Here is a 14,522-nt window from a genome sequence, read left to right on the forward strand (position 1 = left end):
TACCATTGATTCGATATCAATTTCTGTTGTCATCACTGTTTACTAAGGAAGAGCAATGACCAAATCCGCAGAAACAGCCCATGATCTGGTGGTGTTCGGTGCCACCAGCTTCGTCGGCCAGATTCTTACCCGTTACTTGCTCGAGACCTACGGTGTAGGCCAATCGGTAAAGTGGGCGATTGCCGGACGCTCCGAGAGCAAGCTGAACACGCTGAAGAGTAACCTAGGCGACAAAGCCACGGATCTGCCGGTGATTCTTGCCGATGCCGCCGACGACGCAGCCCTCAAGTCCATGTGTGAGCAGACCCGCGTGATTATATCCACGGTCGGCCCTTATGCGCTTTACGGCGAGCCGCTGGTCAAGGCTTGCGTACAGACTGGCACGGACTACTGCGATCTCACCGGCGAAGTTCAATGGATTCGCAAGATGGTGGAGCGTTACGAGGCGGAGGCGAAAACCTCCGGAGCGCGAATTGTCCACTGCTGCGGTTTCGACTCGATTCCCTCTGACATGGGCGTCTGGTTCCTGCAGAATCAGGCGGAGCAGACCTTCGGTGCGCCTTGCCAGGATGTTCGCATGCGGGTCAAGACCGCCAAGGGCGAGTTCTCGGGCGGCACGGTTGCCTCCATGATGAATGTGGCGAAGGAAGCGGCGGCCGATCCGAAGCTGCGCAAGGAACTGGCCAATCCGTTCTCCATCTGCCCGCCGGAACATCGCTCCAAGGCCCGGCAGCCCAGCCTAAAGGGCGCCGAGTTTGATAAGACGTTCAACGCCTGGCTTGCTCCCTTCGTGATGGGTGCCATCAATACGCGGGTCGTGCATCGTTCCAACGCCATGCAGAACGCGCGGTACGGGAAGGAATTTACTTACGATGAAGCGATGATGACCGGTCGTGGCACCAAGGGCCGGCTGGCTGCTTATGCGATCACCGGTGGTCTCGCGGCATTCTTTACCGCTTCGGCCATCAAACCGACTCGCTGGCTGGTGGAGAAGTTTGTCCCTCAGCCGGGCGAAGGCCCCAGCCCCGAAGCCCAGAAAGCCGGGTTTTATGATCTGCGCTTTGTTGGTCGCACCGAGGACGGCAAGACCATCATCACCAAAGTGACCGGGGATCAGGATCCTGGCTACGGTTCCACCGGCAAGATGTTGGGCGAAGCGGGCATGTGCCTGGCGTTCGATATTCCGGCGGATCAGCCGGGTGGGTTCTGGACACCGTCTTCTCTGCTGGATGGCAAGCTGATGGACAGGCTTACCAGCAAGGCGGGACTGACGTTTGAGGTTCTCGAAACCCGCTAACCACTCAGGTAGATCACACGGTCGGTGCCCGGAAGGGCATCCGACCCGTGTGCGAGACTGACCACGGTTTTCCCTTCCAGAAGCGATTCCATCCGTTTTGCTATCCTCGACCGGGTCTCGGCATCCAGGCCAGTGAACGGCTCATCCAGTATGACCAGGGGAGCTGGATTCAGTAGCACCCGCGCCAGTGCCACTCTTCTTGCCTCGCCGCCTGAAAGCCTGCTTCCGGCGCTGCCCAGCCAGGTATCGAGTTGATCCGGTTCGGTGGCGAAGCGCTCAGCCAGTTCCATCTGCTCCAGCATGCTCCAGAGTTCCGTCTCCGAAGCCTCCGGAGAGCCCAGTAACAGGTTGGCCCGCAACGTGTCTTCAAACAGCACGGTTTTCTGGGTCAGGTAAACGCAATCCCTCCGCGCCAGGCTTCCCTGAGCAACCGGCAAAAGGCCTGCGAGCACATCGGCGAGTGAAGACTTTCCACTGCCGGAGTGGCCCAGAATACCGATGCGTTTGCCATTCTCAATCTCAAGATTGAAGCGCGTGAACAGCGGTGCGTAACCGGCGTGCTTCACCGCAATATTTTCTGCAAGAAGGGCGGTTTCCGGCGGTAACTCTTGCTTTTCGTTGACAGCCTGTCGTTCCTCTTCGCGGCAATCGCGGTTCAGACGCGCCGCGGAAGCGATGGTGGCTCCGAGCTTGCCAAAGGCATCAGGCAGCATGGCATAAACCTCAGCCAGTCCGAGCAGAGCGATGGGCAATAAAACCAGCACAGGCCCGGATAGCGTGCCCGCCTGGAACAGCGCAAAGCCCGCCCAGAGCGCCAGGACCGCAGAGAGATTTACCAGCAGATGGGTTCCGGCCAGATGCCAGCCCACGCGGGTGTCCGTTTTTGCCTGCTCTGAGGTTACCCGATGAGCCTGGCGCATGAGCCAGGCAGCATGTTTGCCAGTGCGACCGGCAGCAGTTAGTTCGGAGAAACCTTCAATATGTTCAATGACCGCCGTTCGCAATTCTTCCTGCCGGTCGCTTTGCCGTGCCGCAAGTTGCCAGGTTCTGAGGTAAACACCAACCGTTGCGACCGCCAGAGCAATCACAAGGAGCAGGCCTACCAGTACAGCAGTTCCAACATCAAACAGAATGGCTGCCAGCACCACCACCAGGAGGGTTACCAGGCCAGCCAGAGCCGTAGGCGCGATCAACCGGAGGTACAGGGTATCAAGGGCATCGACATCGCTGGTCAGGCGCGAGAGCCACTGGGCACCACTCAGCTCTCCCCGGCGTACGCGCGTGGCGCGGGACAACCGAGAGAACAGGTTCACGCGGATATCTGTAAGCAGTCTCAGAACCGTATCGTGGTTATATACCCGTTCCAGATACCGGAACACCGTACGGGAAACAGCGAAAAACCGGATAGCGCCACCGGGCACGTAAAGGTTGATAGTGGCCGCCACCCCGGCAGCCAGGAGCAATCCCACCAGCGCCGTTTTGGTAAGGAACCAGCCAGACACGGCCAACAGCGCAATGCCGGAGAGCAGGGTGGCGAAAATCAGGATACCACCTACCACCAAGCGTCCGGGCCGCTTGAAGATCAACTCCAGCCATGGTTTCAGCTCACGCATCCCGAACCTCCCCGCCGGATACCAGCAGAACCCGGTTTGCCAGGGTGAGCAACGCCTGGTGATGGGTGGAGAAGATCAGAGTTTTGCCGGCTACCGCCAGTTTGTGCAGCGCCTCCAGCACAAACACCTCACTGTCGCTGTCGAGGCCTGCGGTAGGTTCATCCAGCAGAATCAGGTCATAATCCGCCAGGAAAATACGTGCCAGGCTCAGCCGCCGAGCCTGTCCGCCGGAGAGACCCTGACCCTCTTCGGATACCGGGCTGTAGATACCCTGTTGGCGGCTGTCCAGCATGGAACCAAGGCCGACGTTGCGCAGGGCGGTTTCAATGGCAATATCGGAGGCATCTGGCGTAGTCAGCCTGAGGTTATCGGCCCAGGTACCCTGAACCAGGAAGCCTTTCTGCCCCAGCCAACCGAACCGGAAACTTCCCGCTGATTCGCCAAACAGGTGGAGCTCACCGGTATCCGGTGCCATAAAACCGGCCAGCAGATGCAGCAGGGTGGATTTGCCGCCGCCCGAGGGACCGGTCAGGGCAATCACTTCGCCTTTCTGAATGGTCAGCGAGAGATCCTGGATCACGGGCTGATCCGACCGAAAGCGTTTACTGACGGACCGTAACTCGATGCGATCATCCGCGCCCGCCACCGGCTTGCTATCCGTGGACGTGTCGAAGTGCGCTGGCGAACCAAGCCGTTCAAGAATTTCTGTGCCCGCGCCCATGGCTGCGGCGCGATCGTGATAATGCTGTGACAGCGTCCGTAAGGGCTGGAAGAACTCCGGGGCCAGCAACAGAATCAATAGCCCGGAAAACAGCGTGAGATCTTCGGACGGGCCATAGGTGATGTAGCCCAGCAAACCAAAACCGATGTAAATGGCGATAACGGCAATGGCCACTGAGGCAAAGAACTCCAGGACCGCGGACGAGAGAAACGCAATCCGCAGCGTTTTCATGGTAACGCGCCGATAGTGATCGGACCGTTTGCGAATGAGTTCTGCAGCACCCGTCGTCTGGCCAAACAACTGGAGGGTGGTTAGCCCGCGCACCTTGTCCAGAAACTGCCCGGAGAGGCGGCTGATGGTCTCAAAGTGCTGCTGGTTTAGCTTTTCCGCGCCCATGCCAACCAGCGCCATGAACAGCGGAATCAGCGGTGCAGACAACAGCAGGAAAATACCGGCCAGCCAGTCCAGCCAGAACACGAGAACGAGGATCAGCAGGGGCACGATCATCGATAGCGTCATTTGCGGCAGAAAACGGGCGAAATAACCGTGCAGTGCTTCCACGTGGTCAATCCATTCCCGGGCAAGGGTGCCTGCGGAGGATTGGCCCAGCTCTACCGGGCCGGTGGCCTGCCAGTGTTTGTAGAGCTGACGCCTGGCATCCCGCCGCACCTGTTCGCTGCAACGGGCAGCAAAACGCGTCTGAAAGCCTTGGCCAAGTGCCCGAACCACCAGTGCGAGAATCAGCGCAAGGAAGAGGGGAGTGAGGTCCGCGATCGGGACCTCGTCAATCACGCCCAGATGAATTATCCGGGCCAACAATACCATCTGGATGACGGTCGCTATGCCGGCCACTGTGCCCGCAGCAACAGCACTGCGGATCCAGAGGCGATTGCCGAGGGCAAGCTGCGCGAGCCAGCCTTTGACGGCTTTCTGGTCAGTGGCGGGGGAATCTCCCCCGCCATCATTGGCCAGAGGCTCCGCCACTCAGTGGTATCCCTCGCCGGCGCGCACCTTGCCGCGGAAGACCCAGTAGGTCCAGGCGGTGTACACCAGCACGATCGGGATCACGAACAGCAGGCCCAACAGCAGGAACAGCTGGGACTCGTAGGCAGACGCCGCCTCCCAGAGCGTGTAGTCCGGTGGAACCACATAAGGCCAGCGGCTTACCACCAGGCCCAGATAGGTGGTGATGAACAGCCCCATGGTAGCCACGAACGGCATACCGTCCTTACGATCACGAACTGCTCGGTAAATCTGGATGGCGCAAAGCAGTGTCAGAACCGGCAGAACCCAGATGATACTCAGGTTGGAGAACCAGCGTTCACGGACCATTTCGTCCACGAACGGCGTCCACACTCCAATGATGCCAAAGACAACCAGCACCGCCAGCAGCAACGGCAGGGTGATCTTGTAGGCCCACTGCTGCAGGTAACCCTCGGTTTTCATGATCAGCCAGGTGGAACCCAGCAGGGCGTAGCCTGCCAGCATCCCGAGTCCCGTGAGAACGGTGAATGGCGTCAGCCAGTCCAGCGCGCCGCCTACATAAACGCCGTTGGCGGTTTCGAAACCCTGGATATAGGCACCGACGACAGCGCCCTGGGCAAAGGACGCAACGGTTGAACCGCCCGCGAAAGCCCAGTTCCACAGATAGCGGGAGGTGCGGGCCTTGAACCGGAACTCGAACGCCACGCCCCGGAAAATCAGCCCGGCCAGCAGCAGGAACACACCAATGTACAGTGCCGGCAGGAAGATGGAATACACCATCGGGAACGCAGCAAGGAGGCCGGCACCACCCAGCACCAGCCAGGTTTCGTTGCCGTCCCACACCGGTGCCACCGAGTTCATCATGGTGTCTCGGGCTTCCTCGTTCGGGGCGAAAGGAAAGAGAATTCCGACGCCAAGATCGAAGCCGTCCATCAACACATACATGATGATGCCGAAGCCAATAATGAATGCCCAGATAAGAGGCAGATCAAACAGTTCCATAATCAGTGACCTCCCTGGTTTGCGGGCCTGGCAGTACCAACGGTATCGCCGGAGTTGTGATCGATTTCGAAAGGTACGTGTGCGGCAGAGAACGGACGCTTCGGCCGATCTGCCTCGTGCTCGTCTTCATCCTGGTCTTCGAGACCGACATACAGCACGCGCATCAGGTAATACACGCCGGCAGAGAACACCAGAGCGTACACAACGATATAGCCGATGAGTGTGAACAATGCCATGCCGCCCGTGAGCGAGGGAGTCAATGCCTCGGCCTGGGTCATCTGGCCGTACACCAGCCAGGGTGCGCGGCCTGTTTCAGTCACAAACCAGCCGGTCAGTACCGCAAAGAAGGGGGCAATACTCATGAACCGCATGCCCTGCAGGAACCAACTGGTGCGCCAGTAACGTCCTCCGGCCCGCAAAACCAGGCCGGTGACTGCGAAAGCGATCATCAGCAGGCCAATACCAACCATGATCCGGAAGGACCAGAACACGATCGCTACCGGCGGCTGCTCTTCAACGGCCACTTCGTTCAGGCCCGGGACCTCACCATCCCATTCATGGGTCAGGATGAAACTGGCCAGGCTGGGGATGCCGATCTCAAACAGGTTGCGCTGGTTTTCCTGGTCGGGAATGGCAAACAACAACAGAGGCACATTGCGGGAAGTTTCCCAGTTGCCTTCCATCGCTGACACCTTGGCCGGCTGGTGCTCCAGAGTGTTCAGGCCGTGGAAATCCCCCAGGACTGCCTGGGCAGGCGCAATGAACAGCAACAGCCAAAGGCACATAGAAAGTGCTTTCTTGTTGGCCTCAACCTCGCGACCGCGCAGCAGGTACCAGGCGCTGACGCCGGCCACGACAAAGCCGCCGGTAAGGAAAGAAGCCAGTGCCATGTGGGCGAAGCGATAGGGGAATGAGGGATTGAAAATCGCCTCGCTCCAGGAAGTGACGTAGAACACGCCGTCGCGAAGTTCGGTGCCGGCCGGAGTCTGCATCCAGCTGTTCGCCGAGAGAATCCAGAACGACGAAATGAAGGTGCCGGTGGCAACCATGATAGCGGCAAACAGGTGAACACCAGCGGGCACCTTGTCGCGACCAAACAGGAGCACGCCGAGGAACGCTGCCTCAAGGAAGAACGCCGTGACCACCTCATAACTCAATATAGGGCCAAGGAAATTGGCAGAGGCCTGGGCGAAGTTACTCCAGTTGGTTCCGAACTGGAACGACATCACGATGCCTGATACCACCCCCATGCCAAACACCACGGCAAACACCTTGGTCCAGAAGGCAGAGAGCTTCACCCACAACGGATTCTCGGTTTTGAAGGCGAGGCCCTCGAGTACCGCGATGTAGGAAGCGAGGCCGATGGTAAACACCGGAAAAATGGCGTGAAATGACACCACGAACGCGAACTGGATTCGCGATAAGATGAGAGGATCAAGTTCCATGGGAACCCTCCGGTAACGATCACATCATAACAAACGGGCCCAGCGAACCCGTTCAGCCGCTGCCTTAGCTCTGATTGTTATATTGTTATTACCGGCAGATGGTTACTATGCTACTAAATAAGCTAGCAGTTTCGATAGGGCCGATTGTCGCACCCTTGATTTAAAACAATTATGGTGATGCCGATGAGCTTTTACGAAGACAGAATACTGCCTCACATCATAGACCGGGCTTGCTCAATGGGCCAGGTGATGAAACTTCGTAGCCAGGTGGTTCCCCATGCCAAAGGTGTGGTTCTGGAAGTGGGCATGGGCTCCGCCATCAACATGGAGTTCTACAACGCCAACAACGTCGATATGGTGTACGGCCTGGAGCCCTCAGAAGGCATGCGTAGAAAGGCCCAGCCCAACCTCGCCAAAACTCCAATAAAGGTGGAATGGCTGGATCTGCCCGGGGAGAAAATCCCTCTGGACGACAACTCCGTGGACACCGTTCTGCTAACCTTCACGCTGTGCACCATCCCGGACTGGAACGCCGCTCTTCAACAGATGCGCCGAGTGCTCAAACCCGGCGGTGAGCTCCTGTTCCTGGAACACGGCGAATCGCCCCACGATGGCACGCGGAAATGGCAAAACCGCATCACGCCGGGCTGGAAAAAGCTGGCCGGCGGCTGCCACCTGAACCGACACATCGCAGACCTGATCCGTCACGCCGGCTTTGAAATCCAGGAACTTGAAAACCTCTACATCCCCAAGGCACCGAAAATCGCGGGATACATCTTTAAGGGCAGGGCGATCAACCCGCAAGAGACCAGCCCGGCAGCCTGATAGTGCGGGCAGAATCCGAATTGCGTTACCCCACGCAGACTTATACAATTCTGCGCGTCAAAACCTCCCCCGAATGCTCCGGTGGTGAAATTGGTAGACACAAGAGACTTAAAATCTCTCGACCGCAAGGTCGTGCCGGTTCGATTCCGGCCCGGAGCACCAAATATTTCAATGACATACGTGATTGTTTCTGTTTTAGAGAACGAAAGCGGAATTCAAAAACACAATGTAGTCGTTTCGAGGCTTCCTCGGGTTGACCCTCATTCCTCGTCCATCTACCTTAATCGCTTGTTCCACTAAATCTGGAAGTTACATGCACCTCCAAGGATCAGACCCCGATATTCAGACACTCATATCACGTATAAGATCGGAGAAGCTCGAGCTTCAGCCGGACTTTCAACGGGGTGAGGTTTGGACAACCGAAAAGAAACAGGCGTTGATTGATACGATTCTTCGAGGTTGGCATATACCTCCTATCCATATAGTGGTTGTTGAGGAGACGAAGAGGCAGCAGGTTTTAGATGGTCAGCAAAGACTGACTGCAATTAGGGATTTTGTGAACGATAGATATCCTTTTAATGGTTACTGCGATCCGCTCTCGAGAGAAATGCACGAATTGGATGGCCTTTTCTACTCGCAGCTGCCAGAGACTTACCGCAATGAATTTGACGATTATCCAATTCGCCAGTTCCTGATTACTGATTACGACATCGGTGAGCCAGGAGAGCTTTTTCACAGACTGAATCAGCAAGCCAGGTTAACGCCATCAGAGAAACGGAATGCGTTCTTTGGACCAGTGAGAGCGCAGGTAAAAGAGCTCGTTGCCTTTATGGACAAGCTTGGTCTCGACAAATCAACAATCGGGTTCTCGAATGCAAGGATGGCTTATGATGACGTGCTATCAAAATCATTAATATTCATGGAACGGAAAAGTATCAGAGAAAAGGTAACTGAGGCGAATGTAACAGAACGATACCGCAACCCAGATCCGTTCCCTGATGCGCTGATCTCAGAAATGAAAGAGGTTCTCTATAGTATTAACGAACAGTCTTTATTTTTTAACTCGAGGGTAAAGTTTAATAAAGCAACTCTGACATCTTGGATTCTATTTGTTTATAGGAATCTTGACCGAATTTACGACTCCGGAGAACTTGGCCGTTACATAATGGACTTCGAGTATGGTCGAATAATAAATAAAAAGCAGATTATGGATAGCAATGAAAATATTATTGCAACCGATGCGGCGCTTGCAATCGCAGAACAATACCAGCCCCTTATCACTATTTTTAACGACCGAGCTACGTCTAGAGTCGCGGATGCATCGTCAGTTGTTCTAAGGGATGCCGTTATCAATATAATTTTTAGCGATTATCAAAAAGTCGATGGTTTTAGAGGAAACGGTAAGCTTTCTCTTGATGAGAAGGACATGCTAAACCTTGTCGCAAATGAAATGAAGCGTCCGTCAGAATCAGATTTTCTCTCGTTAGTTAATCTCATTTCGAACTATTGGGGTGACTGGAGGGAGGTTGAATGAGGGTTGCTCGGAGTCAAGACTATTGGAAGAAGGCTCGACGCGGATGCTCCCAAAATACTCTCAGCCTGATAACTTTTTCCAATGTAGCAGGAATTGGTACGGGGTCATTGGAGTTCAAATCATCCATAAACGTTCTGTGTGGAAAGAATGGTCTTGGTAAATCTACTCTCTTAAAGGGAATTGCTGCCACTTTAAATTCTGACCTGAAAGTCCGCTTTCGCCGAACGGAATCTAGAATTCAGGCAGGGAAACTAAAGGCTTCCATTACAGATATTGAAGGGAATAACTCGGTTTATGATTTTAGCTGTGATTCCAATGATGCCCAAGTTGCTTATCTAGATACATCCGAAGCTTGCCAGATTTATCTTGATGCAATCAATTCTGAGAAAGACCTCGAAGGCGCAGTATCTCAAGTCGGTTTTGGCCCATTGGGTAATAATGATCAAAAGCAAATAAAGAGGATTCTGGGACGTGACTACACACAGATTGAGTACGCAGAGCTAGACGATATTAAAGATGAAGAGGTGATTCCCTATTTTCGTGTCACAAGGAGGGGAGTTGTATACGAATCGCCTAATATGGCACTCGGCGAATTATCAATCCTTTACCTGTGTTGGTTAATAAATCGAGAGCCCAGAGGCACAGTTTTTCTAATCGAAGAGCCGGAGAACTTTTTAACACCTCATGCTCAACGTTATGTATGTGACTATTTAGCTTTCTGCTGCGTCAGTAAAGGAAGTTGGTTTCTTATTAGCACTCATTCAGAGCACATCGTGGAGAGAGTCGGGCTCGATAATACACAGGTTTTGGTTGAGGGTGATAATTCTTACCCGGTAGTTATTAAAAGCCCTAGGCATAACTATGAATACTTGCAACATCTCGGTCTATCACCAAAAAAGAAGGGTATCATTTTAGTAGAGGACACTTCGGCCAGAATTGCCGTTAACACTGCATTTCAACATTTTGGTTCTTTTATAAAACACGACTATGAAGTGGTCAAGATCGGCGGAACAGCAGCAATCCATGCCATATTGAAAAACTTTCCAGAAAAATCTGAGTTCAACGTCGTTGGAATTTATGATGGCAATGAGCGGGAAAATTTTAAGTACGATGATGCTGTAGTATATAGTTTTCTACCGACTGATCTTTCCCCCGAGGAGGCACTTAAGGAGTTGGTCCTGAAAGATACTCCTGCAGCTGCTGATCATCTGCGCGTTCGATTTGAAGCGCTCAGAGATGCGCTTAGCGTCGTAGAAGGCGACGAGCCTCATGACTGGCTTGGTAACCTCTCGACTCTATTGGGTATGGATTACCCTGAGTGTCTGAAGGGGCTTTGTTCTCAATGGGTTGCTACAGAAGAGCAGGAATTCTCTGAAATTCTCAGGGTAATCGATTCGAGTGAATCAATGTATGGTTCGATGAGAGAGGCTCGCGAGAGGCCATCCGGTTCAATTAAATTTTATGATCGGAAAAAAGGCTTCGGTTTTATTCAATCTGATAGCCATGGGGATCTATTTTTCAGAAAATCTTCCATCAGCCCCGATACCAACGTTGGTTCCCTAGAGAGTGGAATTACGGTTGATTTTGACTTCGAGCTCTCCATCGATAAGCCCAACCATTGTGCGATAAACGTCTCACGGAGTGATCCAGAGTAATCAGTGGTTCAAGGTCAGACAACTGACAACTGAGTCCAGTTATTGGCAGAACTCCAAGGAGCCCGGTGAATACCGCAGTTTTCACGTTTTTCTACTGGCAAGGTGTCGATAGGGAAAGGGTCTATCCCGTTTGTTCACTTCCCGGGCCTCTGTAAGTCACGAAAGGGAGCCTAGGCATGAACTTTCCTTTGGCATTGGCTCACCAGCTAAAACTGTAGCCAAGCCCATATCCTCTAATTCCCTCCGCATCGGTGTATTCAAACGATAGGCGGTGATGGCGCATTGCCCAGGCAGCCAGGCCGATCTTGTAGTAGGGATCAGACCCTTCAAGTGTATTGTCATGAACGCCCAGCCTTAGCTCCAAGGTATCGGGTATGGCAAAAACGCGAAGCTCTGCTCCAAATACAGCTGCCATATCGCTATCTGAAAAACACCGAGTGTCGCCACATGCTTCAGCGTTGAATTCGCCGATACCTATTGTCGGGACGAGATCAACGTTTTCGCTGGCATCCAGAGGCACCCCCAGAAACAAAGTGCCAGAAGAAACCTCCACTTTCGAACGCTGCTTTTTCTCGTCGGCGCGAAGGAGCTGCGCTCCAATGAAGAAGTTCTGTGCGATTTGATAAGAACCAGTGAATTCGACAGCGTCGACCTTGTCGTAGGTTCCATCTGGGGTGGGAATGTCCGTCTTAAAATCGATGTAGCCATACTGAAACCCGATCTGTGTATAGCTGAAGGTCGGTCTAGTGAAGCCTTCGGGTAATCTATTGGTTTCAGCCGCGAGGTATGGTGATAGACAAACTGTGAGAACGACGCTTGGCAGAAACTGCTTCATAAAAAACTTAATACTCCAGGCTGGTTCGAGGTTGTATATATGTTCCACCCGAAATCAGAAAGATCGCCTAAGTGCCTATATTTTCGAAATATTCCAGGGCAGGCGCAAGAAAGATGGCAACATAACCTGAGAGATATCTTTTTTCAATCTCCATCCAAATTGATGACTCAAGCAGCGCAGTGATCGACGTTCCCACCCCCGGCGTAAGCTTTAACTCAATGCTTTCCGCACGAGGAGACAGAACGCCATGGCCGAAGTTGAAGCTATCGGTAAGCAAATCGCAGATTATGTGAACGATCCCATCGAGAAAGCCAAGAGGCTGATAGTAACGCCAGTGGGGCAGGCCAGAATGATTGTGTGTACGCCATCACCCGGCCAGGGTGCCTCGTCGGCGATTGAAGCGGCAAACAGTCTGCTTTCGGACGATGATCAGATAGCGCTGGTCGAAGATGTCAGTGAGCTGACAGATCCTGCGCAGGTGGTTTCCATCATCAATGATGGTGGTATCGAGACCGAAAAGGGGTTCCATGTGGCTTTCAGTCTTTCTGACGAGACGATTGCAAGGCAGGTGGAGAAAGAGCTCGACCTCAAGGTCTTTACGGGGCAATAGCCCCGTCTGTTGGATAGGCGGCCATTTGGCCGCTGCCACTATTTTTTCGACATTGCTTCCAACATCTTGTTAACCGCTTCCAGGTGCTCAGGCTCGTTGTGGCACATGCCCTGGAAGTTGGCGCACACATCCAAAAAATCCTTCAGCTCCATCCTCGGTGCCATTTTCATCAGGCGTTTGGTGAGGCGAGTGGCTTTCGGTGGCTGGCTGGCCATGCGGCTGGCCATGGCATTGGCGGCGGTTAACAGTTCGTCCGCTGGCACCACTTCCAGAACAATGCCGAGTTCCTTTGCTTCGGCTGCGTCTATTACACGGCCGGTGAGCGTTAGTTCGAAAGCGCGTTGGTAGCCGATCAGGCGCTGCATGAACCAGGCGCCGCCGTCACCCGGAATGATGCCCAGGTTGAGAAAGGTTTCGCCGAACTTGGCGCTTTCCGAGGCAATGCGGATATCCGCCATGTTGGCAAGATCGAAGCCGGCGCCGATGGCGGGACCGTTGACCGCGGCGATGATGGGCACTTCCACATTCTGCAGGGCCAGGGGAATGCGCTGGATGCCTTTGCGGTAGCGGTCAGCGCATTCGGCCACGTCACCGGCGAAGTCGCCACTGCGGTTGGCCATGTCCCGGATGTTGCCGCCGGCACTGAACGCAGAGCCCGCCCCGGTGACCACCAATACCGACACATCGTCGCACTGGTTCACCCATTCCGCGGTAGTCACGATGTCGTCGATCAGGTTTGAGCCAGTCAGCGCATTGCGCAGGTCGTGACGGTTCAGAGTAAGCGTGGCGACGCGGTTTTCGAGGGTCAACAGGGCATCGGTGAGCTGGGGTACGGTGGTCATTGTTGCGGTTCCTTGTTTTTGATCAGCGCGTATCTTCGCGCGTGGGAACCGGGTTAATCAACTGCCACCCGCGCTTTTCGGTACCGGCTTACTTCCGTCCAGCCATGCACCGCCAGGGCGGAGAATACAATAACGCCGCCTACCAGGCTGAGCTTTGGCGGTACTTCGCCGAGGAATAGCCAAACAAGGAAAGACCCGAACACGGTTTCCAGAAGCAACATCAGGCTGACCTCCGCCGCCGGAATATAGCGGGGGCCAATCTGGATCAGGATGCACGCAGTGGGCAGGAACACAAGACAGAGCAGGGCGATAAAGAAGAAATCACGGGCCGAGGGCATCTGCGCACCACCAAGCAATGCCGCAACACCTGCCAGCACCAGCGCGCCGAACATGAGCATGACACTCATATCGCTGTCGGGTTTGGAGCGCGCTACGTTGAGGTTGGAGGCCAGGGCAGTGGCGGCAACCACGGCCATCAGCAGGCCCAGCGGGTCGCCCTTGCCGAATTCTCCCACGGCCATGAAGGTGGCGCCGGTGACGCACACCAAAATGACTACCCAGGTGCGAAGAGGCAGCGTTTCTTTCCATACCGCCCAGGCAATCACGGCCGCGATGACCGGGGCGGTGTTCAGGATAACCAGCACATTGCCGGCGGCTGTGTTCTTCATGCCAACCACGAACCCGAGGGTACTGATGGCAAAGGCACCGGCACAGAACAGGCCTTTACGGCCGCATTTTCGAATTTCAGGCACCAGCCGGGAACGGTATCGCGCCCAGCTGATCACAAAAAAACTGATCGCCAGTAACAGGCCGCGCCAGAACAGAAAGACCACAGGTTCCACAGAGGTGATTTTCACCAGCAACGCATCGGGCACGATGAACAGCACGCCCAGAGCTGCGATGGTCAGTCCTTTGATTCTGGTAGTCTGCAACGTGGCTTCGCCTGTTCCGGTGTGGTGGTTCGGTTAATTTATGGGTTGTCCTGTTCCGGCAGCGGCTGGATGCTGTTGATGTCGCCGGTTGGTGTTGCTGGCTCGTCTTTTACGATTATGAAGACTGCTCCGCCGATAACCGCGATGGCGAAGATGGCTTTGAGGATCATCGATTTTGACATGCGTTATTCCTCTCTGCAGTTTTGGCTTCTACCAACACCCTATGG

The 14,522-nt window shown here is 54.4% G+C and carries 13 protein-coding genes and 1 tRNA gene; 6 read left to right on the forward strand and 8 right to left on the reverse strand.

Annotated features, from left to right (window positions below; genetic code table 11):
- Positions 1-55: 55 nt before the first annotated feature.
- A complete protein-coding gene (locus J3362_RS06330; protein ID WP_349518673.1) occupies positions 56-1,297 on the forward strand; it encodes a saccharopine dehydrogenase family protein in 1,242 nt (413 codons plus the stop codon).
- Here the strand turns inward: J3362_RS06330 and cydC are convergent.
- From cydC to J3362_RS06350, 4 genes are read right to left on the reverse strand one after another with little or no spacing between them, the layout of a single operon-like run.
- Positions 1,294-2,910 carry a thiol reductant ABC exporter subunit CydC gene (gene cydC, locus J3362_RS06335; RefSeq protein ID WP_349518675.1) on the reverse strand — a complete coding sequence of 539 codons (1,617 nt, stop codon included), beginning with the start codon at positions 2,908-2,910 and terminating at the stop codon, positions 1,294-1,296. The genes J3362_RS06330 and cydC overlap by 4 nt on opposite strands.
- Positions 2,903-4,615, reverse strand: coding sequence for a thiol reductant ABC exporter subunit CydD (cydD, locus tag J3362_RS06340; RefSeq protein WP_349518676.1), 1,713 nt, complete (start codon positions 4,613-4,615; stop codon positions 2,903-2,905). Before cydD ends, cydC begins: the two co-directional genes overlap by 8 nt.
- Positions 4,616-5,617, reverse strand: coding sequence for a cytochrome d ubiquinol oxidase subunit II (gene cydB / locus J3362_RS06345; protein ID WP_349518678.1), 1,002 nt, complete (start codon positions 5,615-5,617; stop codon positions 4,616-4,618). It lies immediately after the preceding gene.
- Between the two features lie 2 nt (positions 5,618-5,619).
- Positions 5,620-7,062, reverse strand: a complete 1,443-nt coding sequence (locus tag J3362_RS06350; RefSeq protein WP_349518679.1) for a cytochrome ubiquinol oxidase subunit I — start codon at positions 7,060-7,062, stop codon at positions 5,620-5,622.
- A 183-nt stretch (positions 7,063-7,245) separates the two neighbouring features.
- On the opposite strand from J3362_RS06350, the gene J3362_RS06355 reads away from it, so the two are divergent.
- The 4 genes from J3362_RS06355 to J3362_RS06370 all read left to right on the forward strand — a co-directional run bounded on the left by J3362_RS06355 (position 7,246) and on the right by J3362_RS06370 (position 11,076).
- On the forward strand, positions 7,246-7,887 hold the full coding sequence (locus tag J3362_RS06355; protein WP_349518680.1) for a class I SAM-dependent methyltransferase: 642 nt from the start codon (positions 7,246-7,248) through the stop codon (positions 7,885-7,887).
- Positions 7,888-7,962: 75 nt separating this feature from the next.
- Positions 7,963-8,049, forward strand: a tRNA-Leu gene (locus J3362_RS06360).
- Positions 8,050-8,200: 151 nt separating this feature from the next.
- Positions 8,201-9,421, forward strand: a complete 1,221-nt coding sequence (locus tag J3362_RS06365; RefSeq protein WP_349518682.1) for a GmrSD restriction endonuclease domain-containing protein — start codon at positions 8,201-8,203, stop codon at positions 9,419-9,421.
- Positions 9,418-11,076, forward strand: coding sequence for a cold shock domain-containing protein (locus tag J3362_RS06370; RefSeq protein ID WP_349518683.1), 1,659 nt, complete (start codon positions 9,418-9,420; stop codon positions 11,074-11,076). Before J3362_RS06365 ends, J3362_RS06370 begins: the two co-directional genes overlap by 4 nt.
- Positions 11,077-11,275: 199 nt before the next feature.
- Here J3362_RS06370 and J3362_RS06375 read toward each other — a convergent pair whose 3' ends face one another.
- Complete coding sequence (locus J3362_RS06375) at positions 11,276-11,911, reverse strand: hypothetical protein (protein WP_349518685.1); 636 nt, start codon at positions 11,909-11,911, stop codon at positions 11,276-11,278.
- A gap of 247 nt (positions 11,912-12,158) precedes the next feature.
- Here J3362_RS06375 and J3362_RS06380 point away from each other — a divergent pair, with 247 nt between their 5' ends.
- Entirely contained in the window at positions 12,159-12,521 is a 363-nt protein-coding gene (locus J3362_RS06380) for a hypothetical protein (RefSeq protein ID WP_349518686.1), read from the forward strand.
- 38 nt (positions 12,522-12,559) lie between these two features.
- Here J3362_RS06380 and J3362_RS06385 read toward each other — a convergent pair whose 3' ends face one another.
- The 3 genes from J3362_RS06385 to J3362_RS06395 are packed head-to-tail and all read right to left on the reverse strand — an operon-like array spanning position 12,560 to position 14,477.
- On the reverse strand, positions 12,560-13,363 hold the full coding sequence (locus tag J3362_RS06385) for an enoyl-CoA hydratase-related protein (protein WP_349518687.1): 804 nt from the start codon (positions 13,361-13,363) through the stop codon (positions 12,560-12,562).
- A gap of 53 nt (positions 13,364-13,416) precedes the next feature.
- The gene (locus J3362_RS06390; RefSeq protein ID WP_349518688.1) at positions 13,417-14,295 is read right to left on the reverse strand and encodes a DMT family transporter; all 879 of its coding nucleotides are present in this window, start codon (positions 14,293-14,295) and stop codon (positions 13,417-13,419) included.
- 38 nt (positions 14,296-14,333) lie between these two features.
- Positions 14,334-14,477: a hypothetical protein gene (locus J3362_RS06395; protein WP_167450411.1), complete on the reverse strand. Its 144-nt coding sequence runs from the start codon at positions 14,475-14,477 to the stop codon at positions 14,334-14,336.
- Positions 14,478-14,522: the final 45 nt, after the last annotated feature.

Source organism: Marinobacter sp. NFXS11, assembly GCF_040148675.1.
In the GTDB taxonomy this organism is placed as follows: Bacteria; Pseudomonadota; Gammaproteobacteria; order Pseudomonadales; family Oleiphilaceae; genus Marinobacter.

Excerpts from the sequence above, each read along its gene's own strand:
- J3362_RS06330 (WP_349518673.1), top strand. The coding sequence starts at position 56 with ATGACCAAATCCGCAGAAACAGCCCATGATCTGGTGGTGTTCGGTGCC.
- cydC (WP_349518675.1), bottom strand. The coding sequence starts at position 2,910 with ATGCGTGAGCTGAAACCATGGCTGGAGTTGATCTTCAAGCGGCCCGGA.
- cydB (WP_349518678.1), bottom strand. The coding sequence starts at position 5,617 with ATGGAACTGTTTGATCTGCCTCTTATCTGGGCATTCATTATTGGCTTC.
- J3362_RS06350 (WP_349518679.1), bottom strand. The coding sequence starts at position 7,062 with ATGGAACTTGATCCTCTCATCTTATCGCGAATCCAGTTCGCGTTCGTG.
- J3362_RS06355 (WP_349518680.1), top strand. The coding sequence starts at position 7,246 with ATGAGCTTTTACGAAGACAGAATACTGCCTCACATCATAGACCGGGCT.
- J3362_RS06365 (WP_349518682.1), top strand. The coding sequence starts at position 8,201 with ATGCACCTCCAAGGATCAGACCCCGATATTCAGACACTCATATCACGT.
- J3362_RS06370 (WP_349518683.1), top strand. The coding sequence starts at position 9,418 with ATGAGGGTTGCTCGGAGTCAAGACTATTGGAAGAAGGCTCGACGCGGA.
- J3362_RS06375 (WP_349518685.1), bottom strand. The coding sequence starts at position 11,911 with ATGAAGCAGTTTCTGCCAAGCGTCGTTCTCACAGTTTGTCTATCACCA.
- J3362_RS06380 (WP_349518686.1), top strand. The coding sequence starts at position 12,159 with ATGGCCGAAGTTGAAGCTATCGGTAAGCAAATCGCAGATTATGTGAAC.
- J3362_RS06385 (WP_349518687.1), bottom strand. The coding sequence starts at position 13,363 with ATGACCACCGTACCCCAGCTCACCGATGCCCTGTTGACCCTCGAAAAC.
- J3362_RS06395 (WP_167450411.1), bottom strand. The coding sequence starts at position 14,477 with ATGTCAAAATCGATGATCCTCAAAGCCATCTTCGCCATCGCGGTTATC.